Below are 24,755 nucleotides of genomic sequence, written 5' to 3'. Positions count from 1 at the left end.
CCGCCGTACTCCGGTCGGGGAGGGCCGCCGGGCGCGCGGGGCGCCCGGCGGGGCCGGTCAGAGGCGGTTCACGTAGTCGCGCAGGTGGATGGCGGTGAGGGAGGTGCCGGTGGCCAGGAGGTCGCCGGGGGTGCCGGAGAAGACGACCTGGCCGCCGTCGTGGCCGGCGCCGGGGCCGAGGTCCACGATCCAGTCCGCGTGGGCCATGACGGCCTGGTGATGCTCGATCACGATGACCGTGTTGCCGGCCTCCACCAGGCGGTCGAGCAGGGCCAGGAGCTGGTCCACGTCCGCCAGGTGCAGGCCCGTGGTGGGCTCGTCCAGCACGTACGTGGTGCCGTTCTTGGCCATGTTGATGGCGAGCTTGAGCCGCTGCCGCTCACCGCCCGACAGCGTGGTCAGCGGCTGGCCGAGCCCCAGGTAGCCGAGGCCGACGGCGACGAGCCGGTCGAGGATCGTGCCGGCCTGGCCGGTGGGGAAGAAGTCGCGGGCCTCGGCCACCGGCATCTCCAGCACCTCGCTGATGTTCTTGCCGCGCAGCCGGTACGTCAGCACCTCGGGCGTGAACCGCTTGCCCTCGCACTCCTCGCACACCGAGGCCACCTCGGCCATCATCGCCAGGTCGGTGTAGATCAGCCCGATGCCCTTGCACGCCGGGCAGGCGCCCTCGGAGTTGGCGCTGAACAGGCCGGGCTTGACCCCGTTCGCCTTGGCGAAGGCCGCGCGGATCGGGTCGAGCACCCCCGTGTACGTGGCCGGGTTGCTCCTGCGCGAGCCGCGGATCGGTGACTGGTCGGCCACCACCACGCCGTCCAGGCCCGCCACGTGCCCGTGGATCAGCGAGCTCTTGCCCGACCCCGCCACCCCGGTCACCACGGTCAGCACGCCGAGCGGCAGGTCCACGCTCACGTCGCGCAGGTTGTGCAGCGTGGCGTTCCTGATCGGGAGCTGCCCGGTGGGCTTGCGGACCTCCTCGCGCAGCCGTACGCGGTGGTCGAGGTAGCGGCCGGTCAGCGTGCCGGAGGAGCGCAGCCCGTTCAGGTCACCCTCGTAGCAGATGCGGCCGCCGTCCTTGCCCGCGCCCGGGCCGAGGTCCACCACGTGGTCGGCGATCGCGATCGTCTCCGGCTTGTGCTCGACCACGAGCACCGTGTTGCCCTTGTCGGTGAGCTGCAGCAGCAGCCTGTTCATCCGCTGGATGTCGTGCGGGTGCAGCCCGGCCGTGGGCTCGTCGAAGACGTACGTGACGTCGGTCAGGCTCGAGGTGAGGTGGCGCACCATCTTGACCCGCTGCGCCTCGCCGCCCGACAGCGTGGCCGACTCCCGGTCCAGGCTGAGGTAGCCCAGGCCGATCTCGACCAGCGAGTCCAGCGTCGAGCGCAACCCCTCCAGCACCGGGCCGACCGCCGGGTTGCCGATGCCGCGGACGAAGTCGGCCAGGTCGTTGATCTGCATGGCCGAGCACTCGGCGATGTTCCGGCCCTGGATGCGGGCCGAGCGGGCGGCCTCGTTCAGCCGGGAGCCGCCGCAGGCGGGGCAGGGGGCCAGCTTGACCGCCCGGTCGGCGAACGCCCGCGCGGCATTTTGCAGCGACTCGCGGTCCTTGCCCAGGTAGCTGCGCTTGACCCGGACGACCAGGCCCTCGTAGGTGAAGTTGTTGGCGCCGTACTTGATCTTGGTGGCGGGCTTGTGGAGCAGGTCGTCCCACTGCTGCTGGGTGAAGTCCTTCAGCTTGACGTCGGGGTCGAACAGCCCGGAGCCGGCCACGATCTGCCAGGGCCAGCTGTCCACCGCGTACCCGGGGGCCTTGATCGCGCCCTCGTTCAGCGACAGCTCCCTGTCGACCAGCTCGTCCACGTCGATCTCGGACGCCTTGCCCAGCCCCTCACAGGTGGGGCACATGCCCTCCGCCATGTTGAAGCTGAAGGCTGAGGCCGAGCCGACGTGCGGCTCGGCGATGCGGCTGAAGATGATCCGCAGCATGGTGTGCGCGTCGGTGGCGGTGCCCACGGTGGAGCGCGGGTTGGCGCCCATCCGCTCCTGGTCCACGATGATCGCCGCGCTGAGGTTGTGCAGCGCGTCGACGTCGGGGCGGGCCAGGCTCGGCATGAACGCCTGGATGAACGCCGTGTACGTCTCGTCGATCAGCCGCCTGGACTCCGCGGCGATGGTGTCGAAGACGAGCGAGGACTTGCCGGAGCCGGACACTCCGGTGAAGACGGTGAGACGCCGCTTGGGGATGTCCAGGGAGACGCCCTTGAGGTTGTTCTCCCTGGCGCCGCGGACCTGGATGCGGTCGTGGCTGTCCGCGGCGGTGTGGTCGCGGGGCTGGACGGTGCTTGCCTGGTGGCTGGAGCGCACGGAACCCTTCCATCGTCGGCCGACTATTTATGCCGTAAGGGGATTAGCCGGGACAGCTTACATCGGCTCGGGACCGGTCCGGCATGGCGTGGGCGTGCCAACGGTCCGTGAAATCGAAAGGAACGCCGGACGATGGCCGCCTCAGCCCCCGGCCTGCGCGGATAGCGTGTCAGCAATCGCCTGTGGTCGTCCGTCGGAGTTCGTTCAGTTGCGTGAGAATCACCGGGAGGCCGGCGTGCGCGCCGTCCTCGAGAAGGGGAGGCTCGTCTCGCTGGGGGTCGAGCCCCGGCTGCTGCGTGAGCCGGCCGACGTCGTGGCCGGCCTGGTGGCCGAGGCGGTGGACGCGGCCTTCGGCCGGGCGTCGTCCGCCGCCGACGACGGGGTCGTGCCGTTCGTCGAGCCGCTGGCGCTGGCGCGGGAGCTGCGCGCCGTGCGGGCCGAGCTGGACGCCCGGATGGCGCGGGTGACGGCGTCGATCGAGGTGAGCGCGGCCGCCCTGCGCGCCGGAGCCCGCGCCGGGGCCGGGGCAGTGGGCGGGGTGCCGGGCGGAGTGCCCTCGCTGGCCTTCGGCGAGCTGTTCGACCAGCTCATCGACATGCTGGAGACGATCGGCGGCGTGCCGGACGCGGACCTGCGCGGCGTCTCGGAGGGGCCGGTGAGCGCCGTGTGCGCGCCGGGGCCGCGGCTGGTCTCGCTGAGCGTGGCGCCGTGGGCCCTGTACGGCGGGACGAGGGCGCTGGGCGAGCGCGTCGTCCGCTCGGTGAACGCCGCCCTGGACGACCTGGAGGCCGGGGTGCTGCGGCGGCGCGCGGAATCCGGCGCCGGCGCCGACCGGGTCATGGCCAGGGTGGCGGAGCTGCGGGAGGAGGGCGTGCTGCGGATGCGGGCGTACACGCAGGGGATGGCGGGGCTGATGGCCGGGATCCGGCCGCGAGCGTGAAGGGGGAGCGGATGGTGGACGGGCTGGGGGAGCCGGGCCGCGCGGCGGATGGCGGCGCGGGCGCGCGAGGGGGTGCGCGGTGAGCATGGAGCTGCCCGCCGCGCTGGCGCCGATGGAGGTGTTCCTCGGGCGGCGGTACTCCGACGGGGACGAGGACGCGCTGATCCGGATGGGTGACGAGCACGAGGGCCACGCCGCCGCGTTGCTGGGACTCGACGGCATGGGACGGGGCGACATAGGACGGGGCGGCACGGGTCCGGGTGGCACGGGTCCGGGTGGCACGGGTCCGGGTGACATGGGACCGGGTGACATGGGACCGGCCGGCACCGGCGCCCAGGTCGTCGGGCTCGGGCTGAAGGCGTCCGCCGGGATCGTGCTCGCCCACAAGGGGATCACCCTGCTGCAGTACGCCCTCACCGCGGCCGCGCTGGCCGAGACGCTCGCGACGGGCGGAACGCTGGCGCCGGTCGTGCGGCAGGCCGGGCAGCGGGCGCTCGACGCGGTCTCGACCGTCACGGTGAACGAGCTCCCGACCTGAGGTCACGGCCGGGGCGGGGCTCTCCCGCCGGGGCCCGGCTCCGGCCGGGTCACGCGGACAGCGGGTTGGCGCGCCTGTGGTGCAGGCCGATCACGGGGATCTCGTGCAGGCTGCCCGAGTACAGGAACTGCGTCATGCCGATCAGCAGCCGGCGCACGTCCTCCTGCGGGCGCACGACCAGGCGCAGGAACTGGCTGGTGGTGCCCAGCTTGTTGCCGCACTCGCGGACGTACACGCCGTGCTCGGTGAGCAGGTGGTCGCGCAGCGGCACCCCGTCGTGCCCGGGCGGCAGCTTCACCAGCAGGAAGTTGCCCTGCGAGGCGAACACCGACAGCCCCGGCATGGTGCTGAGCTGCTGGAACATCGCCCGCCTGTCGCCGCCGAGCCGCTTGAGGCTCTCCTGGTACTCGGGCATGAACTGCCGCATCATGAACACCACGACCTCGGCGAACGAGTTGAGGTTCCACTTGGGCAGCGCGTCGCGCACCCGGCCCGCGAGCGCCGGGTTGGCGACCATGTAGCCGAAGCGGATGCCGTGCAGGCCGAAGTTCTTGCCCAGGCTGCGCAGCACGATCACGTTCGGCCGCACGGCGGCCTCCGCCGCCACCCCCGGGTACGGCTCGGCGTCCACGAAGTCCCCGAAGGACTCGTCCACGATCACCAGGTCCAGGTCGATGAGCTGGTCGAGCAGGTGCAGGACCTCGTGCTTGGGCAGGTAGCCGCCGTCGGGGTTGTTCGGGTTGCAGATCACCGCCACCCGGGAGCCGCGCATGCGGATGAACGAGACGTAGTCGTTCACGTCCAGCGTGAAGTTGCGGCTCTCCAACAGCGGGTACATGTCCACCCGCTTGCCCGTCTCCAGCGGCTGGTCGGTCCAGCGGCCGAAGGTGGGGATCGGGATCGCCAGGCTCTCGCGCACCAGCAGGTGGTCGATCCACGTGATCAGCTCCGTCGAGCCGTTGCCCATCGCGACCGTCTTGGGGTGCAGCCCGAGCGTGGAGCAGAGCTCCTCGGTGATCGTCCCCGCGTCGCTGGGATAGAACTTGAGTATCGTCTCCAGGTTTCTCCCGAGGTGATCGAAGATCTCCGGCGTGGGGAAATACGGGTTGCACGGTATGCAGAAGTCCACCGGGGCGCGCTCTCCCGTCGAGCTGCGCATGAGTGAGAAGTACGACGGGCTGTGCGCTTGTGCCCGCAAGAGACTGAGCTCCACGACACCTCCATGGACCACGTGTCCGATGTGTGTAGGTACGCGCCAGTGGAGCGAGCGGTTCATGATGTTGGGCGGAAGAGCCTCAGGGATGTTTCCGTCCTGCGGAGCGTGAGGACGGCGATGTCGTCGCGCGGGGCGGCCCGGGTGAACTCCCGCAGGTCGGCCCCCAGCGTACGGGCGAGCCCGGCGGGCGGGTCGAGGGCCCACGCGCGCAGCCGCTCCTCCAGCGGGTAGAAGGCGCCGTCGGGGTCGCGGGCCTCGGTGACGCCGTCGGTGCACAGCAGCAGCGTCGCGCCCGGCGGGAACGCGAACCGCACGCCCCGGCGCGGCGTCTGCGTCAGCGACGCCAGGCCGAGGGGCACCGCCGCCTCGCCCAGGTTCGCCTGGTGGGCGTCGCCGTCGTGGATGACGTACGGGGCGATGTGGCCGCAGTTGACCGCCTCCACCCCCGGCTCCTTGCCGATGTCCAGCACGAGGGCGGTGACCAGCCGCTCGGGCTCGCCGGTCATGGAGGCGAAGGTGTTCTGGCGGACCACGGTGTTCTCCAGAGCGGCCACGACGCCGGTGAGCGTCTCCTCCCGGTAGGCCGCCTCCCTGAACGAGCCCAGCACGGCCAGCGCCGTGCCGATCGCCGGCAGGCCCTTGCCCTGGACGTCCGCGATCAGCACCCTGGTTCCGCGCCTGGAGGGCGCCACCTCGTACATGTCGCCGCCCACCATCGTGTCCTCCTCCACCGGCTGGTAGAGGCCGTCCACCACCACGTCCGCGGTGCGCAGCGGGAGCGGGCGCACGATCAGCCGCTGCAGGGCGGCCGCCGCCGAGCGCAGCCGGTGGACCTCCTCCTCGCGCCGTACGCGGTAGCGGCAGCCCAGCACGCTCAGCACCCCGAACAGCGCCGTGAAGCCGGTCGCCAGCAGGATGTCGTCCGTCTCCCCGCGCAGGTGGATGCCGGTGATCACCTCCACCACGACCACCCACACCGAGGCGACCACCGTCTGCCACACCTCGCCGAGGCCCGAGACGATCGCCGGCAGGAAGATCAGCAGCGGGAACAACCGCACCGCCGTGCCCGTGGTCACGTCCAGCGCGATCACCACTCCGGTGACGAGGAGGAGCCCCGCCACAAACACCGGTGTCCACAGGTGGGGCCCGTCGCCGCGCCGCCGCCGTCCGTCTTCCGTCACTGCTCCCCCTTCACCCCCGTGTCACCTTCTATCAGTCCGTTTCTCCTCTCCGGCGTGCTGGCACGCGCCCTTGACCCCACCTTGCCCTGGCGCGGAAATGGGAACCCGAATTAAACGCGATTGAACGAACGGCCGCGAGAAATCATCGGCCGGCGGTTCGGCCGCGTATTGAATGGGCGGCTGAATCGGCGGGCCGGGGCGCTGTTGCCGAATTTAATCGGGCGTTCTCGCGAGAGAGCATCAATGACCCTCTGTGCTGCAAGGATAGGTCGAATGGCTACGCAAAGTAAACAGCTGTGCCCCTTATGGCGGGGTTTGTTTGTGTTGGCGGTCAATTCTCCGTGGGGATTGGCGGTTCTCATTTTCTTCTAATCCGGCAACTCATTGACACATGAAAATGATCTTGTAAATATCTGAGTTGAGGCGCCGTGCGGCGAATTCACGCCAGGAAAGGGAGAAGTCCATATGGGCATCGAGCACGACTGGACCCTGCTGCCTGCCGTGGTCGTACGGAGTGCCGGGTTTCCCTGGGAGCTCGTCCTGTCCCTCGTCCACCCCAGGGCGGCGGAGGCGGCCGCGGCCGTCGTACGGCTGGAGCGGCAGGCGCTCGACCTGCTCGACGACGGGCCCGGCCACGGGGCGGACGCCGGTTCTTCCGGCGGGGGAAGGCCGCCCCGTGGCTTCCGCGGCCGCCTGCGCGCGCTACGCCCGCTGCCACCCGGCTCGCCCGGTCCCGACGACTGGCTGGCGGCCTGGAACGACGTGACCGGCCAGCTGGAGGAGGCGCGCCTCACCCTGGCCGGCATGGTCGCGGGCGACGCGGCGCTCGTCCGGGCGGCCATGGCCGGGATCGTGGCCGACGAGCGGTTCCTCGACGCGCTCGTGTGCTCCTCGCCCGGCCTCTACCGCGACCTGCGGCACGGGGCCAAGGGGAGCGAGATGCGCCGGCAGGTCGCCGCCCACGTGCAGCGGCTGTCGGCCTCGTGCGAGACGGAGGGCTGCTACGGGCCGCTCGGCTACGGGGCCGTCGAGGCGGGGGCCGGCGGCTACACCTGGGCGGGTCATCGCGAGTGCGACCGGCGGGTGGCGTTCGCGGCGGCGCGCGTGGAGGAGGCGCTGCAGCAGCGCGTCCTGGCCGATCCCGCGCTGGTGGCGGGGCTGGTGCCGCGGCGCAGGACGTGGACGGGGGAGGCGCCCGACGGCGCCGCGTTCGCCGGACACTGCGACGGGCGGCGCACGCTGGCCGAGATCGCGGCCGAGACGGGGACGGGGCTGGAGCGGGCGTCGGCGGCGCTGGCCGTGGCGGTGCGGCGGGGGCTGCTCACCCACGACCTGTGCCCGCCCGCCACCGTCTCCGACACCCTGGGCTGGCTCCGGGAGCGGCTCGCCGCCCGGGGGGTGCCGGTCGTGCCGGGGGCCGGGGGGAACGGCCCAGCGGTGGCGGGTGAGGCACCGGGGCGCGACCGGGATGGTCCGCGAAGCGCCCTCGGCGGGCCGCCCGGAAGGGACCGGGGCGGTCCGCGGGGGGCCTTCGGCGGGCCGCCCGTCTCCGGGCGCGGCCGGGCGGGTCTCGCCGGCGCCTGCGAGTGCGGTCTCGCCGGCCCCTTCGAGGAGGGGGTCGGCGGCGCCCGGAGCCCCTCCGAGCGGGAGGCGGGTCCTTCCGAAGAGGGTGCCGCCGGGGCATCGGGTTCCTCGGGGAGGGGCGCGGCGGGGGCGGCTCCTGCCGAGGACGGTGCCGGCGGCGGCGCGGGAGAGGGTGCCGGGGGGTCGGATCCCTCCGGGCCGGGCGGTGGCGGGTGCGGGCACGGAGGCGCGCGGGAGGTGCGCGGGCGGGGGCTCGCGGAGGCTCCCGGCGTGCCGGGGCAGGGGTTCGTGGCCCCTGCGGTCGTACCGGAGCGGGGGGACGGCCCGGCCGGGGTGCCGGCGCAGCGGGAGCACGTGGCCCCCGGCCATCGCGTGGCGGACGCCGACCTGCCGCTGGGCAGGCGCGTCGGCGAGATCGGCGAGCTGCTCTGGCAGTACCCCGCCGCCTCGCCCGATGTGAAGCTGGCCGTGCAGCGGCGGATCGAGGCGCTGGCCGGCGGGGGGCAGCGCGACGACCGGGTGATCGTGCACGAGGCGGCGGCCGGCACCCTGCGGGTCACGGTCGGCGACGCGCTCGCGGCCGACCTCGAGAGCCGCGTGCCCCGGGTGCTCGACCTGCTCGCCGAGGAGGCCGAGCTGACCAGGCTGCGTACCAACCGGCTGGTGGCGGGGCGGCTCGGGGCGGGCACGTTCCCGCTGGCCGAGGCCCTGCGGGCGACCGGCGACCTGGAGATCGAACACGGTGACCGGCTCGCGCGGCGCGTCGCGGCCATCGTGCGCGACGCGCCGGTGGCGGCCGAGCTGAACCTCGCCGGCCTGCTGGACGAGCCCGCCCCGCCGGCCGTGCCCGTGCTCTGCTCGGCCGACGTCATGGTGGCCGCGCCCTCGCTGGAGACGTACGAGCCGGGGGTGACCCCGCTGGTCCTCAGCCGGCTGCACGACGCGGTGCTGCTCACGCCGTGGGCGCTGCAGTTCCACGAGGAGCGCGCCATGTGCCTCGCCCAGCGGGACACGGAGATCAGGCTGGCGCTGTCCGGGTTCACCGTGCTGAACGTCATCTCCCGCCGCTCCGACGGCGTGCCACCGCTGGAGCTGCCCGGGCCCGTCCTGGAGCTGGGCGGGGTGGCGGCCGACCCGGGGCGGCGGCGGATCGGGCTCGACGAGCTGTACGTGCACAGCGACGGGCAGCGGGCCCTCCTGTACGCCAAGGGGCTGGACGAGCCGCTGCTGCTGCACAACGGCGGGCACGACCCGGCCCTGCACGCAGCGCTGCACACCTCACTGCACACGGCCCTGCACACGGCCCTCGCCCTGCCCAGGATCAGCCTGCCCCGCCTCCATGGCCTCGCCCGGGTCCCCCGGCTGACGTGGGACAACGTCGTCGTGTCGGGGCGGCGGTGGCGGGTGGGCCGATCGTCGTTCGAGGCGCTCGGGCAGGCGGCCGGCGATCGCGAGCTCCTGGTGGCGATGGCGCGCCTGCGGGAGGATCACGACCTGCCGGTCGCGTTCTTCGCCTCGTCGGCCCGGGAGCGCGAGCCCGTCTACGTGGACACCCGCGCGCCCGCGCTCCTCGAAGGGCTGGCCCGCCTGGCGGCCATGGCCGATGAGGTCACGGTGACGGAGGTGCCGGCGGGGCCGGACGAGTGCTGGCTGCGGGAGGGCGAGCAGCGTTTCGCGGCCGAGCTGCGCTGTGTCTACCTGCGACCGGCCAGAAAGGGGCGCCGCGACGGCCACCGGGACCCCGGCCGGGGCGCGTCCGAGAGACCCGGCCGGGGCGCTCCTCCGAGTCTTCCGGGCGGTCGCCATGAACCGGCGGCGCATCCGTACCCGTGGCCTGGAGGGGGCTGCTGATGGAGCTGCTCGTCATTCCGCCGTTCACGGACTTCACGACCGAGGTCGTTCCGCCGGCCGGGGTCGAGGTGGTCGATCTGGGAGCGCGGCTCGTCGAACGGCTCGCCGAGCCGGCGCGGCTGCGGGCCGCCGCCGAAGGGCTGCCTGACGGGCCGCTCACCGCGCTGTTCGGGCGGGCGGCGGCGGCCATCCTGGAGCGCGAGGCGTACGACGACGCCCATCTGCGGGCGGTCGGCACGGCGCTCCGGCTGGCGGGCGACCCCGCGGTCCGGCTCAGCATCGACGATCTGGAGCTGGCCGAGGGCAGCACGCAGAGCAGCCGGGACGTGCTCGGCGCGGCCGCCCGGTGCCGGTTGTTCCGGCCCGAGGTCGAGATCGCCCTGGAGGCGGCCAGGGGGCGGCGGGTGCACGTCGTGGTGGACGGTGAGCAGCAGCTTCCCGCCGCGTTCGCGCTGGTCAAGGCGTTGGGGGCGGAGCGGGTGACGTTGTGCGGGCGGCTGGTGGCCGAGCAGGTCGCGGCGCTGCGGCGGGTGCCGGAGCTGGCCGGGGTCGAGTGGCTGGACTGGTCGCCGGATCGGGTGATCAGGCGCTGCTGGACCGCCGGGCACGACGCGGCCGTGCGCTGGGTGACCGGGGCGGACCGGCCGCCGGTGAGCGGTCCCTGGGCGGGGTGGCTGGACGCGGTCCGGGCGGGGGCGTTCTCGCGGGAGGCGCTGGCCCGCTGCCGCGGCCTGACGATCACCGTGACGCGGATCGACTTCCTGGCCGCCGCCACCGGGCTCAACGGCGTGACCGTCAACCTGCGGCGGCTGCTGGCCGCGATCCCCGCCGAGGTGCCGGTGACGTGCGAGCTGGCGGTGGGCGCGCCGGGGATGGCCGCGGGCGTCGTGGGGGAGTCGCTGGAGCTGCTGGCGGACGGGCCCGGCGGGGTGCGGCCGGCGGGGCTGCGGCCGTACCGGATGGGCATCCGTACGGTCTGGGCCGGTCAGAGCGTGCGCTTCCCGCCACGCGCCGGGAACGACCTGGCCCGATGGATCGAGTTCGACGCGCCCGAGACCATGCGCGCCCGCGAGGTGACGGCCATGATCCGGGGGTGGCTGGACCGGCTTCCCGGGTTGCCGCCCGGCAGGCTCGCCGCCTGTTCCGTCGCGGGGCAGGCGCTGCCCGTGCCGGCGTGTGCGTGGGACCCGTGCGCGGAGGTGGTCGCGGGGGCCGGGCCCGACGGGCGGGGGCCGGGCACGTTCGCCGTGAGCCTGCGGTCCGGGCGGTCGTTCCGGTTGCATCAAGGGCTGGTCTCGCCGGTCGCGCGGCTGGCCGCCGACGACCCGCACGCCCTCGACGGCCTGACGGACGGGGCGCGGGAGCGGCTGACGGCGGAGCTGGCCGAGGCCGGGGTGTTGAGGGGGCGCGGGTGAGCGGCACGTGGCAGGGGGAGGAACCGCCTGGCGCCCGGGCGGCGGCGTTAGGCGGGGACGGCGGCGTCTCGGGCTCCGGGGAGATCTCGTGGCGGATCCGGGCCGGTGTCGCTGAGCTGGTCGTCGAGCTGCGTCCGTGGTTCCTGCCGCGGACCCCCGGGCTGCCGGCGCGGCTGCTCGACGGGATGGGCCATCCTGATCTGCGGCGGCTCACCGAGCGGCTGCTCGACGCCCGCCGGCGCCTGGCCGCCGAGCGCGAGCGCTTCCTGCGGCAGGCCGCGCCGCTGCGGGACGCGGTGCTGAGGCTGCCGCCCGAGCGGTGCGCGCTCGCCGGGCAGTGCCTCAGGAGCGTACGCGCCGGGGCGCCGCTCACCGGGGACGAGATCCGGCTGCTGGAGTCGCTCGGCATGGGGGAGCGGGCGCGGCGGTGGCAGTCCGCCGTCGTCGCGGCGGGTTCGGCGCGGGCCGCGGCCAGGAGTGCCCACGCCGCCGCCTGGCTGGTGACGCGGCGCAGGGTCGCCGAGGCGTACGACGACGAGTCCGTACGGCATGCCGCCCTCCTCGCCGATCCCGCCTTCCACCGGGAGATCGAGCGGCATCCGCTGGCCCGGCGGCCCGGGGACGGCACGGCCCGGCGCTCCCGGCTGCGCACCGCGGCCGCTCACCGGCTGCTGCGCCGCTTGGCGGTGGAGGGCGGCGGGCCCCGGCTGCGGGCGCGGTTCGAGCCCGGGGGCGGCGGGTCGTCGCGCGTGCGCGAGCCCGGATCGGAGCCGGTGGTGATCGGCGGGGCCGCGCTGGAGCGGTTGCGGGAGGCGTTGACGGCGGTGGTGCCGTTGTGGTGCCTGGCTGCCCTGCTCGCCCGGGAGGGCGGGGCCCGGCGGGAGCTCGGCGCCGTCCTGGCCGGGATGGCGTCGGAGGCGCTCCGCTCCGGAGAGGGGCAGGAGGTCGTCCGGCTGGACGCGCGGGCCGTGGCCCTGGCGACCGCTGGGTGGTGGGCGGAGGTGGGGGAGTGGCCGGACCCCGTGCCGCCCGGTCCCGAGCTGGTGGCCGCCGGGGCTGAGCCGGGTGCCGCGACGTGGCTGCTGTCCGGGACAGGACCCGGCCGCGGGCCCCTCTACGAAGGGCCCGGGACCGCGCCGGTGGAGGTCGACCTCGGCGCGCGGACCCCGCGCATCATGATCGGCGACCTCGTCTACCAGCGGGCGCGCTGGCGCCTGCACCTGCCCGAGGAGCGGGGCGCGGACCCCTTCGACCGCTGGCTGGCCATCCACCGCCTCCGCCGCGAACGTGGCCTGCCCCGGCACGTCTTCGTCCGCCACCCCGCCGAGCCCGGCCCCTTCCCCGTCGACTTCTGCGATCCCCTCGCGGTCGAGGACCTGGCCCGGCACGAACCGGCCGAGGTCCTGGTCACCGAGATGTCGCCGGTTCCCGGTCAGGAGCGGGGCGACGGGCAGGCATGGTGCGCGGAGCTGCGCGTGGCCTGCCTCGTACGACGGGAGCGCTGAAAATCGGTTGCCCGGAGGCGGCCCCGGCTGGTGTACTCCCCGGCGGAAGCAGATCGACCGGCGAAGGAGGCCCGCGATGCGGGAAGCGTTCTTGTCCCCCCAGCTCAGCGAATCCTCCTACGCAAAGGGCATGACGCTTCTTGACCCCGTACGAGCTCCGGACCCCACCACCTGACCCTTCCGTCCTGCGCCTGCTCGGCCCCGGGCGCCGCGCCACCGCCGGGCTGGCCGCGGCCATCGCCGCCGCCACCGCGCTCCCGCTGGCGGCGCCCCAGATCACCCGGCGCTTCGTCGACGACGCCATCGCCGGCGCCGGCATCCGCCACCTGACGCTGATCGCCCTCGGCTACCTCGCGCTCGCCGTCGCGGGCCAGGCCGCCAGGATGGTCACGGCGTGGCTGGCCAGCAGGCTCGCCTGGGACGGCACCAACCGCCTGCGCGAGCGCCTCGCCCAGCACGCGCTCGGCCTCGACCTCGACTTCCACGGCAGGCACACCCCCGGCGAGCTGATCGAGCGGGTGGACGGCGACGTCGTGGCGGTCGCCGATTTCGTCGTCGCGTTCGTGCTGGACGTCGTGGCCAGCGCGCTGCTCCTGGCCGGCGTGGTCGTCGTCGTGTTCGGCGTCGACTGGCGCATCGGGTGCGCGCTGCTGGCGTACTGCCTGCTCATCGGGTACGGCATGGCGCGGGCGCAGCGGCTGGCCGTGCCGTCGGCGGCGCGCTCCCGGGCGGCCGGCGCCGCCCTGTTCGGCACCCTCGAAGAGCGCCTCGCCGGGGCCGAGGACATCAGGGCGAACGGCGCCGGCGAGCATGTCGTACGCCGCTTCCACCAGGTCAGCGCCGCCCTCTTCCGGGCCGAGAACCGCGACGCCCGCGTCGGCACCGTGCTCCTGGCCGGCACCTCGGTGGCCTTCGCCGCGGGCACGGCGATCATGCTGGGCCTGGCCGCGTGGACCATGGAGGCCGGCGCGCTCACGGTCGGCACCGCCGTGCTGCTCTTCCAGTACACGCTCATGGTGCGGGCGCCGTTCGAGCGGCTGATCGACCAGATCAGGCAGTACCAGGCGGCCCTGGCCGGTCTGGCCCGCATCGCCGGCCTGCTGTCCGAGCGGCCCGCGCTGACCCCCGGCACCCGCCCCCTCCCCGGCGCCGGCCCGCTCGGCCTGCGCTTCGAGGGCGTCGGCTTCTCCTACCCCGGCGACGACGAGCAGGTGCTGTCCGGCATCGACCTCACGCTCGCCCCCGGCGAGACGCTCGGCCTGGTCGGGCGGACCGGCAGCGGCAAGACCACCCTGGCCCGGCTCGTGCTCCGGCTGCACGACCCCGTCGAGGGCACCGTGCGCGCGGGCGGCGTGGATCTGCGCGAGGCCGACCCGCGCTCCCTCCGGAGCCGGATCGGCGTGGTCACCCAGGACGTGCAGCTCTTCGCGGCGAGCGTGCGGGACAACCTGACCCTCTTCCGCCCGCCGTCGGGCGACAAGCGGCTGCGCGAGGTCCTCGACGCCGTCGGGCTCGGGGAATGGGCGGCGGCCCTGCCCGACGGGCTCGACACCGAGCTGGGACCGGGGCTGCGATCGGAGCTCGGCGCCGTGTCGGCGGGCGAGGGCCAGCTGCTCGCGCTCGCGCGGGCGTTCCTGGCCGACCCCGGGCTCGTCGTGCTCGACGAGGCGTCCAGCCGGCTCGACCCGGCCACCGAGCGCCGCATCGAGGACGGCATCGGCCGCCTGCTGGCGGGCCGGACCGGCGTGATCATCGCGCACCGCCTGTCGTCCCTGGCGCGGGTGGACAAGATCGCGGTGCTCGACCGGGGCAAGGTCGTCGAGTACGGCCCCCGCGCCGACCTCGCCGCCGACCCGCACAGCAGGTTCGGCCGGCTGCTGGACCTGGCGGGGGTGGCCCGGTGAAGCCCGTGCTGCTGGTGGCGCTGCCGCTGCCGCTGGCGGGGGTGGGCCGGTGAGGCCGGTGCTGCTGGTGGCCACCCGGCTGGCCACGTTCGACCTGCGCCGGTACCTGGTCGGGGCCCTGCTGTGGCTGCCGGTCCACGTGATCCCGCTGGCCTCCGGGCTCCTCCTGCAACAGGTCTTCGACCAGATCAGCGGGCACCAGCCGGCCGCCCTGCGGGCGACCCTGTGGTGGTGCGCGGCGTTCGTGGCGGTCGAGGTCGTGCGGGGGATGGTGATCGTCGTCGCGTGGACGTACGGCGTCTACTGGTGGACCGCGGCGGCGACCCTCCTGCGGGCCAACGTGCTGCGCTCGGTGCTCACCGCGCGCGGGCCCGCCGCCGCCCGGCTGCCGCACTCGTCCGGAGAGGCCGTCTCCCGCATGCGCGACGACGTGGCCGACGCGGTGGACCTCACCGACGAGAGCGTCAGCCTGGCGGGCACCACGCTGTTCGCCGCCGCGGCGCTGCCGATCATGGCCTCCGTCGATCCGGCGATCACGCTGGTGCTGGCCCTGCCGATGATCGCGGTGGGCGTGCTCAGCCGGATGATGCGGCGGGCGATCGCCCGGCTGCACGGGCGGGCCAGGCGGCTCGGGGCGGCCGTCACGGCGTACGTGGGGGAGATGTTCGCCGGCGTGCTCGCGCTCAAGACGGCCGGGGCCGAGGCCGCGGCGCTGGAACGGCTGCGCGAGCACAACCGGCGGCGGCGCGACGCCGCCGTCAAGGACCGGATGGCCACCGACCTGCTGGACGCCGCGACGACCACGACCGTCGAGCTCAGCACCGGGCTCGTCCTGCTCCTGGCCGCCCCCGCCATGCGCGGCGGCGACTTCACCGTGGGCGACCTGGCGCTGTTCACCAGCTACATCGGCTGGCTCACGGCGCTGCCGCGGTCGATCGGCACGGTCCTGTCCCGGCTGCCCCAGGCGGCGGTCGCGACGGAGCGGCTCACCCGGCTCATGGCGCCGCACGAGGACGCCGGCGACCTGTCGCGCGGCACCGGCGTCTGGCTGCACCGCGACCCGCCGCCCGCCCCGCCACCGCCGCCGCCCGCCGACCGCCTCCAGGTGCTGGAGGCGCGCGGGCTGACCGTGCGCGGGGTGCTGCACGGCGTCGACCTGCGCGTCGAGCGCGGCTCGTTCACGGTCGTCACCGGTGCCGTGGGCGCGGGCAAGACCACCCTGGTACGCGCCCTGCTCGGCCTCCTCCCGCTGGACGGCGGGACGATCTCGTGGAACGGCACCGCGGTCGCGGACCCGGGCACGTTCCTGGTCCCCGGCCGGGCCGCGTACGCCGGCCAGGTCCCCCGGCTGTTCTCCGAGACCCTGCGGGAGAACGTGCTGCTCGGCCGGCCCGCCGGCGACGACGAGGTCCGGCGGGCGCTGGAGCTGGCGGCGTTCGAGCGGGACCTGGCCGAGCTGCCCGAGGGGCTCGGCACGGTGGTGGGGCCGCGCGGGGTGCGGCTGTCCGGCGGGCAGGTGCAGCGCGCCACCGCCGCCCGCGCCCTCGTCCGCGCCCCCGACCTGCTCGTCGTGGACGACCTGTCGTCCGCCCTGGACGTCGAGACCGAGCGGCTCCTGTGGGACCGGATCGCCGGGCGCGGCCCCGAGACGGTCCTGGTCGTCTCCCATCGGCAGGCCGCGCTCGAACGTGCCGACCAGGTCATCGTCCTCGACCGGGGCCGCGTCGCCGGCCGGGGGCGGCTGGCCGGGCTGCTGGAGAGCTGCCCGGAGATGCGGCGGCTGTGGTACGCCGAACGCGTCGTGGAGGCGGAGGAGCGGGTGGGCGATCGATCGTGGGCTGCCGATCGTGGGCTGGGGCGGGAGCAAGCGGGCGGCTGATGCACCATAGGGATGTGACACCTAGCACCACGAAGGTGGCGGAGCTGGTCGAGCTGGTCGCCAGGGGACAGGTGGCCGTGCTCAGCGGGGCCGGGCTGTCCACCGAATCGGGCATCCCCGACTACCGGGGGCCGACAGGGCGGGCCCGGCGCGCCGAGCCGATGACCTACCAGCGGTTCGTCGGCAGCGCGCAGGCGCGGCAACGCTACTGGGCGCGCAGCCACGTCGGCTGGCGGCAGATCGGGCAGGCCCGCCCGAACGCCGGGCACCGGGCGGTGGCCGAGCTGGAGCGGCGCGGGCTGCTGGCCGGCATCGTCACCCAGAACGTCGACGGCCTGCACCAGGCGGCCGGCGCGGAGCGGGTGATCGAGCTGCACGGCGGGCTCGACCGCGTCGTCTGCCTGTCGTGCCGGGAGCGCACCCCGCGCGCCGAGCTGGAGCGCCGCCTGCGCGAGGCCAACCCCGACTGGGAGGGCAGCGGCCGGATCAACCCCGACGGCGACGCCGTGCTCACCGACGAGCAGGTCGCCGGGTTCCGGGTGGTCGACTGCTCCGGGTGCGGCGGGGTGCTCAAGCCGGACGTGGTGTTCTTCGGCGAGAACGTGCCCAAGCCGCGCGTGGACGAGTGCTTCGCGGTCGTGGGCGGGGCGCGGGCGCTGCTCGTGCTCGGGTCGTCGCTGGCGATCAGGTCGGGGCTGCGGTTCGCCGGCAAGGCCGCCGCGCTCGGCATCCCCATCGCCATCGTCAACCAGGGGCCGACCGGCGCCGACGCCGACGCGGCCCTCACCCTGGACGCCCCGCTCGGCCCGACCCTGACCGATCTCACGGTCCGGCTGGGGGCAGAATAGGGCGCATGCCTCCTCGTACGTGTCTCTGCGGCCTGCCCGCCCCCTACCAGGACTGCTGCGGCAGGCTGCACCGGGGCGAGGCGGCGGCCACCACCGCCGAGCAGCTCATGCGCTCCCGCTTCAGCGCGTTCGGCGTCGGGGACGAGGCCTATCTGCTGCGCACCTGGCACCCCTCCGCCCGGCCGGCCACCATCGGCCTGGACAGGAGGGTGAAGTGGGTACGGCTGGAGGTGCTGGAGACCAGCGGCGGCAGCGTCGTGCACACCGAGGGCACCGTCCGCTTCCGCGCCCACTACCTGGACCGGGGACGGTCCGGCGAGATGGAGGAGAACAGCCGGTTCGTGCGCCACGAGGGCCGCTGGGTCTACGCGGGCGTGGCCTGACCCTTGCGGCCGACCGCCCCGACGAAGGTGTGGTAGGTGATGCCGGGCTCGGCCCGGTCGTCGGAGTCCGGGCGCCACTCCGGGAGCGGCACCAACCCCGGCTCCAGCAGCTCCAGCCCGTCGAAGCAGGCGAGGATCTCCGCGCGGGTCCGCCACCGGCCGGTGCCCAGCGTCTCGTTGAAGATCTTCTCGGCCGCGAACGCCTGCCGAGACACCTCCGGATGGGCCAGGCCCGGGTTGTGGAAGTGGGAGACGGCCAGGTAGCTGCCCGGGGCCAGGCGGTCCACCATGCGGCGGGCGATCCCGGCCGGGTTCTCCTCGTCGGCCAGGTGGTGCAGGATCGCGAACATCAGCAGGCCCACCGGCCGGTCGAAGTCGATGAGGCGCCGGACCTCCGGATCGTCGATGATCCCGTCGGGGTCCCTCAGGTCGGCCTCCACGACCGTGGTGGCGTCGTCGTCCACGGCGAGCAGGGCGCGGCCGTGCACCAGGACGGTCGGGTCGTTGTCGACGTAGACGACGCGGGCGCCGGCGGTGGCCGACTGGGCGATCTCGTGGACGTTGCCCTGCGTGGGCAGCCCCGAGCCGATGTCCAGGAACTGGCGGATGCCGGCCTCGGCGGCCAGGTGACGGACCACCCGTCCGAGGAACTCCCGGTTGGCGCGGGCGGCCTCCGGGGCGTCGGGGGCGATCTCGAGCGCCAGCTCCGCCATGCGGCGGTCGGCCTCGTAGTTGTCCTTGCCGCCGAGCATGAAGTCGTAGACGCGGGAGACATTGGGTTTGGTGGTGTCGATGTTCCCCGGCGCCCGCTCCCGCTCGTAACCAGCCATCGCAGGCTCCTTCGGGTACGTCAGCTGGCGTGATCGTACTGCGGAAACTCCGGCAAGAGGGGCAAAACACCTCAGGCCGACTCGCGGATCACCAGCTCCGTGGGCAGTATCACCGGATCGACGTGCTCGGCCCCGTCGATGAGGGTCAGGAGCAGCCGCATCGTCTCCTGGGCCATCTCCGCCAGCGGCTGCCGGATCGTGGTCAGCGGCGGATGGGTCGAGATGGCCACCGAGGAGTCGTCGAAGCCGCCCACCGCCACGTCGTCGGGCACCCGGCGGCCCGCCGCGCGCAGCGCGGCGAGCGCCCCGGCCGCCATCAGGTCGGAGGCCACGAAGACGGCGTCGATGTCGGGCGCCCGCTCCAGCAGCTCCGTCATCGCCCGCTCGCCGCTGGCCTGCGTCCAGTCGCCGTGCGCGATCAGCTTCGAGGTCGCCTTGCGCCCGAGCACGTCGGCGAAGCCCTCCAGCCGCTGGATGCCGCCCGGCGTGTCCATGGGGCCGGTGATCATGGCGATCCGCCGGCGGCCGAGGGAGACGAAGTATTCGGTCATCTGGCGGGCGCCGAGCCGCTCGTCGGCGGCGGCGTACGGGATGACGGTCTCGCGGCCGATGACCGCGCCGCAGGAGACCGCGGGCGGGCCGGTGCGCAGCGCGTCGAGCAGCGGGTCGCCCGCGTGCGTCGAGACCAGCAGCACCCCGTCGGCGTGGCCGCCGCGCACGTAGCGCACCACCCGCTCGCGGTCGCCCTCGTCGCCGGCCAGCATCATCACCAGCGACAGGTCGCGCTCGGCCAGCATCCTGATGGCCACCCGGATGAGCGTGCTGTAGTTGGGGTCCTCGAACAGCTTCTCGTGCGGCTCGGACAGGACCATCACGACCGAGCCGGTGCGCTGCGTGACCAGGCTGCGGGCGGCCCGGTTGACGATGTAGCCGGTCTGCGAGATGGCCCGCTCGATGGCCACGCGCGCCGCGGGGCTGACGTATTTGTCCCCGTTGAGGAGGCGGGACACCGTGCCGCGGGACACGCCCGCGGCGGCGGCGACGTCGTGGATCGTAGGGCGCTTCACTTCACGGCTCCGGAGGACAGGTCGGTCTTCCAGTATCGCTGCATCGTGAGGAAGAGCGCGATCAGGGGCACGATCGACAGGAACGCGCCCGTGAGGATCAGGTTGTAGAGGGCGGGCTGGTTCGCGCCGGCCGCCAGCAGCGTGTAGAGGCCGACCGTGAGCGGGAACTTGCCGTCGTCGCCGAGCATGATGAACGGCAGCAGGAAGTTGTTCCAGATCGCCACGAACTGGAACAGGAAGATCGTCACCATGCCCGGCACCATCAGCGGCATCGCCACCCGCGACATCAGCCGCCACTCGCCGGCCCCGTCGATCCGCCCCGCCTCCAGCAGGGAGTCGGGGATGGCCGCGGTGGCGTAGATGCGGGCCAGGTAGATGCTGTACGGGTGCAGGATCTGCGGCAGCAGCACGGCCCAGTGGCTGTCGGCCAGGCCGATCTTGGAGAACAGCAGGTACTGCGGGATCGCCAGCACCACGGCGGGCACCAGGATGCCGCCGATGAGCAGGTTGAAGATGGCGTCGCGGCCGGGGAAGCGGAATTTGGCCAGCGCGTACCCGGAGATCGCCGAGACCGCCGTGGACAGCAGCGCGCCCCCGCCCGCGTAGATCAGCGTGTTGCCGGCCCAGAGCCAGAACACCCCGTCCCGGTAGGCGAACAGCTCGGCGACGTTGTCGAGGAAGCCGGTGCCGAAGGAGAGCGTCGAGGTGCTGAACAGCTCGGCCGGCGACTTGGTGGCCGCGATCAGCACCCAGGCCACCGGGAACAGGCAGTAGAGCGCGCCGATCAGCAGCAGCGCGGTCGGCACGGCGCCGATCGGCCGGCCCGCGCCCACGCGGGCCCGGCGGCGTGCGGGGGTCGCGGTGACCGTGACCATCAGCCCTCCCCGAAGGCGCGGTTGCGGACCACGCGCAGGAATCCGAACGACAGGACGAGCGAGACCGCCGCGATGACGATCGAGGTGGCGGCGGCCGAGTACAGGTCGCCGGTGACGAAGGCGTCGCGGTAGACCTTCATGAGCGGGCTCCAGGTGGAGCTGATCGTGTTGGTCAGCGGGCGCAGCGTGGTGGGCTCGGTGAACACCTGGACGGTCGCGATGATCGAGAACACGGTGGTCAGGATGATCGCCGGGGTCAGGATCGGGATCTTGACACGGACGGCGATCTGGAACTCGGAGGCGCCGTCGAGCCGCGCGGCCTCGTACAGGTCGCGCGGGATCGCCCGGAGCGTGGTGTAGAGCACGAGCATGTTGAAGCCGACCCCGCCCCACACCGCCACGTTCGCCATGGAGTACGTGACGGTGGTGGCGCCCAGGAAGTCGATGTCCAGGAGCTCCCTGATCGGGCTGAGCGAGGGCAGGTAGAGGAAGCCCCACAGCAGCGTGGCCGCCACTCCCGGCACCGCGTACGGCAGGAAGATCGCGATCCTCGAGAACCGGGCCAGCCGCACCCGCGCCGAGTCCAGCAGCAGCGCGAACAGCAGCGCCAGCCCCAGCATCACGACCAGCACCAGCGCGCCGTACCCGAGCACCCGCAGCCACCCGCTCCACAGCTCGCCGTCGGCCAGGGCGGCGGCGAAGTTGTCGAACCCGACGAACACCTCCCGCCGCGCGCCCCTGCCCAGCCCCAGCCCGGAGACCTTGGTACGGCGCGTCGCCAGGTAGACGGTGTAGCCGATGGGCACCGCGAGGAACAGCGTGAACAGCACCATCGCGGGGGTCAGGAAGAGATACGGCCAGACCCCCCGTTCCGAGCGCTTCATGACGCGAGCTGGAAGCCGGCCTTGCGCATGTCCGCGACCGTGGCGTCCTGCATGGCCCGCACGGCGTCGGCGAACGGGGTCTTCGCCTGCAGCGCCTTGTCGAAGCCGTCCCTGAAGGCGTTGTACGTCACGCCGACGTTCGGGCCGAAGGTGAACCCGCGGGCCCCGGCGGACACGGCGGCGGCCTGTTGCCAGAAGTCGGGCTGGCCGGCGAAGTACTCGGGAGCCGCGCCGAGCGCCGCCTGCGCCTTGGTCGAGGCCGGGTAGATCGCGGCCTCCTTGACGAGCAGGTCGATGGCGGCGGGGTCGGTGTTGAGCCACGTGATGAACCGGGCGGCGGCGGCCTTGTGCGGGGTCTTGGCCGACACGGCCGTGGACGAGCCGCCCCAGAAGCCGCTGTAGCTCTCACCGGCGTTCCACTGCGGCAGCGGCGCGACGGCCCACTTGCCCTTGGCCTTGGGCGCGTTGCTGGACAGCACGCCCGGCGCCCAGATCGCCGACGGCCAGGTCAGCAGCTTGCCGTCGTTGAGCGCCTTGTTCCAGTCCGGGGTGAAGTAGGGCATGTCGTCGATGGCGCCCTCCTTGACCAGGCCGTCCCAGTAGTCGGCGACCTTCTTCGTGGGCTCGTCGGCGATGTTCACCTTCCACGACTCGCCGCTGATCGACCACCACTGCGCCCCGGCCTGCTGCGCCAGACCTGTGAACGCTCCCGGATCCTTGCTGGAGAACGTGCCGAGGTACGCCTTCGGGTCCTTCTTCCTGACCGTGCGGGCCGCGTCCCCGTACTCCTGCCAGGTCTTGGGGACCGCGATGCCGTACTTGTCGAACAGGTCCTTGCGGTAGAAGAGCATCATCGGGCCGCTGTCCTGCGGGACGCCGTAGACGGACTCGGTGCCCAGCGTCACCAGGCCCCACAGACCCTCGGTGAACTCGCCCTTGATCGCGGCGGTCTCGGCCTTGAGGTCGGCCACCGCGTCGGCGGCGATGAAGGACGGGAGGTGCTGGTACTCGGCCTGCACCAGGTCGGGCGGGTTGCCGGCCTTGGCCGCGGTGAGGAACTTGGCCGCCGCGTCGTCGCCGCCGGCCTGCTTGCTCACCGTCACCTGGATGTCCGGGTGGGCCTTGTTCCAGACCTCGACGATCTTGTCCATGTTGGGGGCCCAGGTCCAGTACGTGAGCTTGACCGGACCCTGGGCGGCGGCCGTGGGGCTCTGCGCCGCCTCGGTGCTCTCGACGGGCTCGCTGGAGCCGCAGCTCGCGAGGGTGGCCGTGAGTGCGACGGCCAGGGCTGCTCCAAGGCGGGGGGCGCGCATGCGTACCTCCAGAGGGTTCTGTGAACGTGCACAGAGTGGAACAGCGCCGAAACGGTCGTCAAGGGGTCGTTACGTTCTCGTTAATCTCCTGCAAGAGCGTGAAATTAGCGGGCAACGGTTCCCAAGCAGGCCCGGTCAGCTTTACTGTGCACGTTCACAGAAGTATTTCGAGGGGGATGGATGTATCCGGAGCGTCCTGCCGGGATCGCCTTTGGCGGCGACTACAACCCGGAGCAGTGGCCGCGCGAGGTCCTGGAAGAGGACGTGGCCCTGATGCGCGAGGCCGGGGTGAACCTGGTCAGCCTGGGCATGTTCTCGTGGACGCTGATGGAGCCCGCGGAGGGGCGCTACGAGTTCGGCTGGCTGGACGAGGTCATCGACCGGCTGCACGCGGCCGGCGTCGCGGTCGACCTGGCCACCCCGACCGCAGCCCCGCCCGCCTGGTTCGTGGCCGCGCACCCCGACGTGCTGCCGGTGACCAGGGAGGGGCTGCGGATCGGGTTCGGCGGCAGGCAGAGCGCCTGCTCCAGCGCGCCGGCCTTCCGGGAGGCGACCGCGCGGCTGGTGCGGGCGCTGGGCGAGCACTACCGCGGCCATCCGGCCGTGGTCATGTGGCACGTGCACAACGAGTACGGGGCCCCGCTCGGCGAGTGCTACTGCGGGCACAGCGTGGCGGCGTGGCGGAGGTGGCTTGAAGCCACATATTGCGATATTTCCGCATTGAACGATGCCTGGGGCGCCACGTTCTGGGGCCAGACGTACACCGACTGGTCCGAGATCGACGCCCCGCGCGCCAACCACACGGTCGTCAACCCGGCCCAGCGCCTCGACTACGCCCGCTTCAGCGACGGCCAGCACCGCGAGCACTACGCGCTGCAGCGCGACATCCTGCGCGAGCTGGCACCCGGCCTGCCGATCACCACGAACTTCGCCGGCACCGTGAACTGCAAGTCCACCGACCTGTGGCAGTGGGCCCGCGAGCTGGACGTGATCGCCAACGACCACTATCTCAAGGCCGAGCGGCCCGACAACCACATCGAGCTGGCCATGTCCGCCGACCTCGCCAGGTCCGTGGCGGGCGGGGCGCCGTGGATGCTGATGGAGCACTCGGCGGGCGCGGTCAACTGGCAGCCGCGCAACCTCGCCAAGCGGCCCGGCGAGATGCGCCGCAACAGCCTGGCGCACGTCGCGCGCGGCTCGGACAGCGTGCTGTTCTTCCAGTTCAGGGCCTCGCGGTTCGGCGCCGAGAAGTTCCATTCGGGCATGGTGCCGCACGCCGGGACGGACTCCGAGCAGTGGCGCGAGGTCGTGCGGCTGGGCGCCGACCTGCGGCGGCTGGCCGGTCTGCGGGGCAGCCGGGTGCGGGCCGAGGTGGCGATCGTCTGGGACTGGGAGTCGTACTGGGCGCTGGAGCTGGACTGGCGGCCGTCGGTGGACCTGACGTTCCGGGAGCGGGTGGACGCCTTCTACGAGGCGTTGTGGCGGGAGCACGTCACGGTGGACTTCGTCCACCCTTCCGCCGATATTTCGGGATATCGGGTGGTGGTGGCGCCGAGCTCGTACCTGCTGACCGAGGCCTCCGCCAAGAACCTGCACCGGTACGTGGAGGCGGGCGGGAACCTGCTCGTGTCGTACTTCTCCGGCATCGTGGACGAGTACGACACCATCCACCCCGGCGCCCACCCCGGCGCGCTGCGCGAGCTGCTGGGCCTGTCGATCGAGGAGTTCCACCCCCTCCGCGAGCACGAGACGGTGGCCCTGACCGGCGGCGGCCCCTCCCCGGCCAGGGCCCGCGTCTGGTCCGAGCGGATCCGCCCGGCGGGCGCGGTCGCCGTCCGGGACTTCGCCGACGGGCCCGATGCCGGCCACCCCGCCTTCACCCGCCACGACCTGGGCGCCGGCACCGCCTGGTACCTCGCCACCGCGCCGGTCACCGGCCTGCGCGACCTGCTCGCCCAGGTGCTCGACCGCGCGGAGGTGTCCCGCCCGCGCGGCCTGCCCGACACCCTCGAACTGGTGCGCAGGGGCGCCCACGTCTTCCTGATCAACCACGGCGACCGGCCCGTGACGGTGGAGGGGGTGAGCGGCGTGAGCGTGTTCGACGGCGCACGGCACGACGGGCCGGTCACCGTCGAGGCCGGAGCGGTCACGGTCGTCGTGGAAGCCCCCCAACCCTAGGGA

Annotated in this window: 18 protein-coding genes; 10 read left to right on the top strand and 8 right to left on the bottom strand. The window is 73.4% G+C overall.

Annotated features, from left to right (window positions below):
* Positions 1-57: 57 nt before the first annotated feature.
* A complete protein-coding gene (locus ACBJ59_RS32860) occupies positions 58-1,983 on the bottom strand; it encodes an ATP-binding cassette domain-containing protein (RefSeq protein WP_375114173.1) in 1,926 nt (641 codons plus the stop codon).
* 613 nt (positions 1,984-2,596) lie between these two features.
* Here ACBJ59_RS32860 and ACBJ59_RS32855 point away from each other — a divergent pair.
* Entirely contained in the window at positions 2,597-3,301 is a 705-nt protein-coding gene (locus ACBJ59_RS32855; RefSeq protein ID WP_375114084.1) for a hypothetical protein, read from the top strand.
* Positions 3,302-3,380: 79 nt separating this feature from the next.
* On the top strand, positions 3,381-3,839 hold the full coding sequence (locus tag ACBJ59_RS32850; protein ID WP_375114083.1) for a hypothetical protein: 459 nt from the start codon (positions 3,381-3,383) through the stop codon (positions 3,837-3,839).
* Between the two features lie 49 nt (positions 3,840-3,888).
* Here ACBJ59_RS32850 and ACBJ59_RS32845 read toward each other — a convergent pair whose 3' ends face one another.
* Positions 3,889-5,052, bottom strand: a complete 1,164-nt coding sequence (locus ACBJ59_RS32845; protein WP_375114082.1) for a pyridoxal phosphate-dependent aminotransferase — start codon at positions 5,050-5,052, stop codon at positions 3,889-3,891.
* Positions 5,053-5,111: 59 nt separating this feature from the next.
* Positions 5,112-6,236 (bottom strand): PP2C family protein-serine/threonine phosphatase, encoded by a 1,125-nt coding sequence (locus ACBJ59_RS32840; protein WP_375114081.1) that lies wholly within the window; start codon positions 6,234-6,236, stop codon positions 5,112-5,114.
* A gap of 465 nt (positions 6,237-6,701) precedes the next feature.
* Here ACBJ59_RS32840 and ACBJ59_RS32835 point away from each other — a divergent pair, with 465 nt between their 5' ends.
* The 7 genes from ACBJ59_RS32835 to ACBJ59_RS32805 all read left to right on the top strand — a co-directional run bounded on the left by ACBJ59_RS32835 (position 6,702) and on the right by ACBJ59_RS32805 (position 17,605).
* Positions 6,702-9,671: a lantibiotic dehydratase gene (locus tag ACBJ59_RS32835; protein WP_375114080.1), complete on the top strand. Its 2,970-nt coding sequence runs from the start codon at positions 6,702-6,704 to the stop codon at positions 9,669-9,671.
* Positions 9,671-11,086: a hypothetical protein gene (locus ACBJ59_RS32830; protein ID WP_375114079.1), complete on the top strand. Its 1,416-nt coding sequence runs from the start codon at positions 9,671-9,673 to the stop codon at positions 11,084-11,086. The genes ACBJ59_RS32835 and ACBJ59_RS32830 overlap by 1 nt, the downstream gene beginning before the upstream one ends.
* Positions 11,083-12,591 carry a hypothetical protein gene (locus ACBJ59_RS32825; protein WP_375114078.1) on the top strand — a complete coding sequence of 503 codons (1,509 nt, stop codon included), beginning with the start codon at positions 11,083-11,085 and terminating at the stop codon, positions 12,589-12,591. Before ACBJ59_RS32830 ends, ACBJ59_RS32825 begins: the two co-directional genes overlap by 4 nt.
* 140 nt (positions 12,592-12,731) lie before the next feature.
* The gene (locus tag ACBJ59_RS32820; RefSeq protein WP_375114076.1) at positions 12,732-14,495 is read left to right on the top strand and encodes an ABC transporter ATP-binding protein; all 1,764 of its coding nucleotides are present in this window, start codon (positions 12,732-12,734) and stop codon (positions 14,493-14,495) included.
* Between the two features lie 49 nt (positions 14,496-14,544).
* Complete coding sequence (locus ACBJ59_RS32815) at positions 14,545-16,374, top strand: ATP-binding cassette domain-containing protein (RefSeq protein ID WP_375114075.1); 1,830 nt, start codon at positions 14,545-14,547, stop codon at positions 16,372-16,374.
* Entirely contained in the window at positions 16,374-17,222 is an 849-nt protein-coding gene (locus ACBJ59_RS32810; RefSeq protein WP_375114074.1) for an NAD-dependent protein deacetylase, read from the top strand. Before ACBJ59_RS32815 ends, ACBJ59_RS32810 begins: the two co-directional genes overlap by 1 nt.
* A gap of 5 nt (positions 17,223-17,227) precedes the next feature.
* The gene (locus tag ACBJ59_RS32805; protein ID WP_375114073.1) at positions 17,228-17,605 is read left to right on the top strand and encodes a YchJ family protein; all 378 of its coding nucleotides are present in this window, start codon (positions 17,228-17,230) and stop codon (positions 17,603-17,605) included.
* On the opposite strand, the gene ACBJ59_RS32800 is transcribed toward ACBJ59_RS32805, so the two are convergent.
* From ACBJ59_RS32800 to ACBJ59_RS32780, 5 genes are all read right to left on the bottom strand, one after another.
* A complete protein-coding gene (locus tag ACBJ59_RS32800) occupies positions 17,587-18,435 on the bottom strand; it encodes an SAM-dependent methyltransferase (protein ID WP_375114072.1) in 849 nt (282 codons plus the stop codon). The genes ACBJ59_RS32805 and ACBJ59_RS32800 overlap by 19 nt on opposite strands.
* Before the next feature lie 71 nt (positions 18,436-18,506).
* Positions 18,507-19,502 carry a LacI family DNA-binding transcriptional regulator gene (locus ACBJ59_RS32795; protein WP_375114071.1) on the bottom strand — a complete coding sequence of 332 codons (996 nt, stop codon included), beginning with the start codon at positions 19,500-19,502 and terminating at the stop codon, positions 18,507-18,509.
* Entirely contained in the window at positions 19,499-20,377 is an 879-nt protein-coding gene (locus ACBJ59_RS32790) for a carbohydrate ABC transporter permease (RefSeq protein WP_375114070.1), read from the bottom strand. Before ACBJ59_RS32790 ends, ACBJ59_RS32795 begins: the two co-directional genes overlap by 4 nt.
* Complete coding sequence (locus tag ACBJ59_RS32785) at positions 20,377-21,261, bottom strand: carbohydrate ABC transporter permease (protein ID WP_375114069.1); 885 nt, start codon at positions 21,259-21,261, stop codon at positions 20,377-20,379. Before ACBJ59_RS32785 ends, ACBJ59_RS32790 begins: the two co-directional genes overlap by 1 nt.
* On the bottom strand, positions 21,258-22,574 hold the full coding sequence (locus tag ACBJ59_RS32780; RefSeq protein ID WP_375114068.1) for an ABC transporter substrate-binding protein: 1,317 nt from the start codon (positions 22,572-22,574) through the stop codon (positions 21,258-21,260). The genes ACBJ59_RS32785 and ACBJ59_RS32780 overlap by 4 nt, the downstream gene beginning before the upstream one ends.
* Positions 22,575-22,754: 180 nt before the next feature.
* Here ACBJ59_RS32780 and ACBJ59_RS32775 point away from each other — a divergent pair, with 180 nt between their 5' ends.
* Complete coding sequence (locus tag ACBJ59_RS32775) at positions 22,755-24,752, top strand: beta-galactosidase (RefSeq protein ID WP_375114067.1); 1,998 nt, start codon at positions 22,755-22,757, stop codon at positions 24,750-24,752.
* Positions 24,753-24,755: the final 3 nt, after the last annotated feature.

The sequence above is a fragment of the Nonomuraea sp. MTCD27 genome, from assembly GCF_041950495.1.
Lineage (GTDB): Bacteria > Actinomycetota > Actinomycetes > Streptosporangiales > Streptosporangiaceae > Nonomuraea.
Note: the sequence above shows the minus strand (reverse complement) of the source record. Positions and strands in the feature narration are given on the sequence as shown.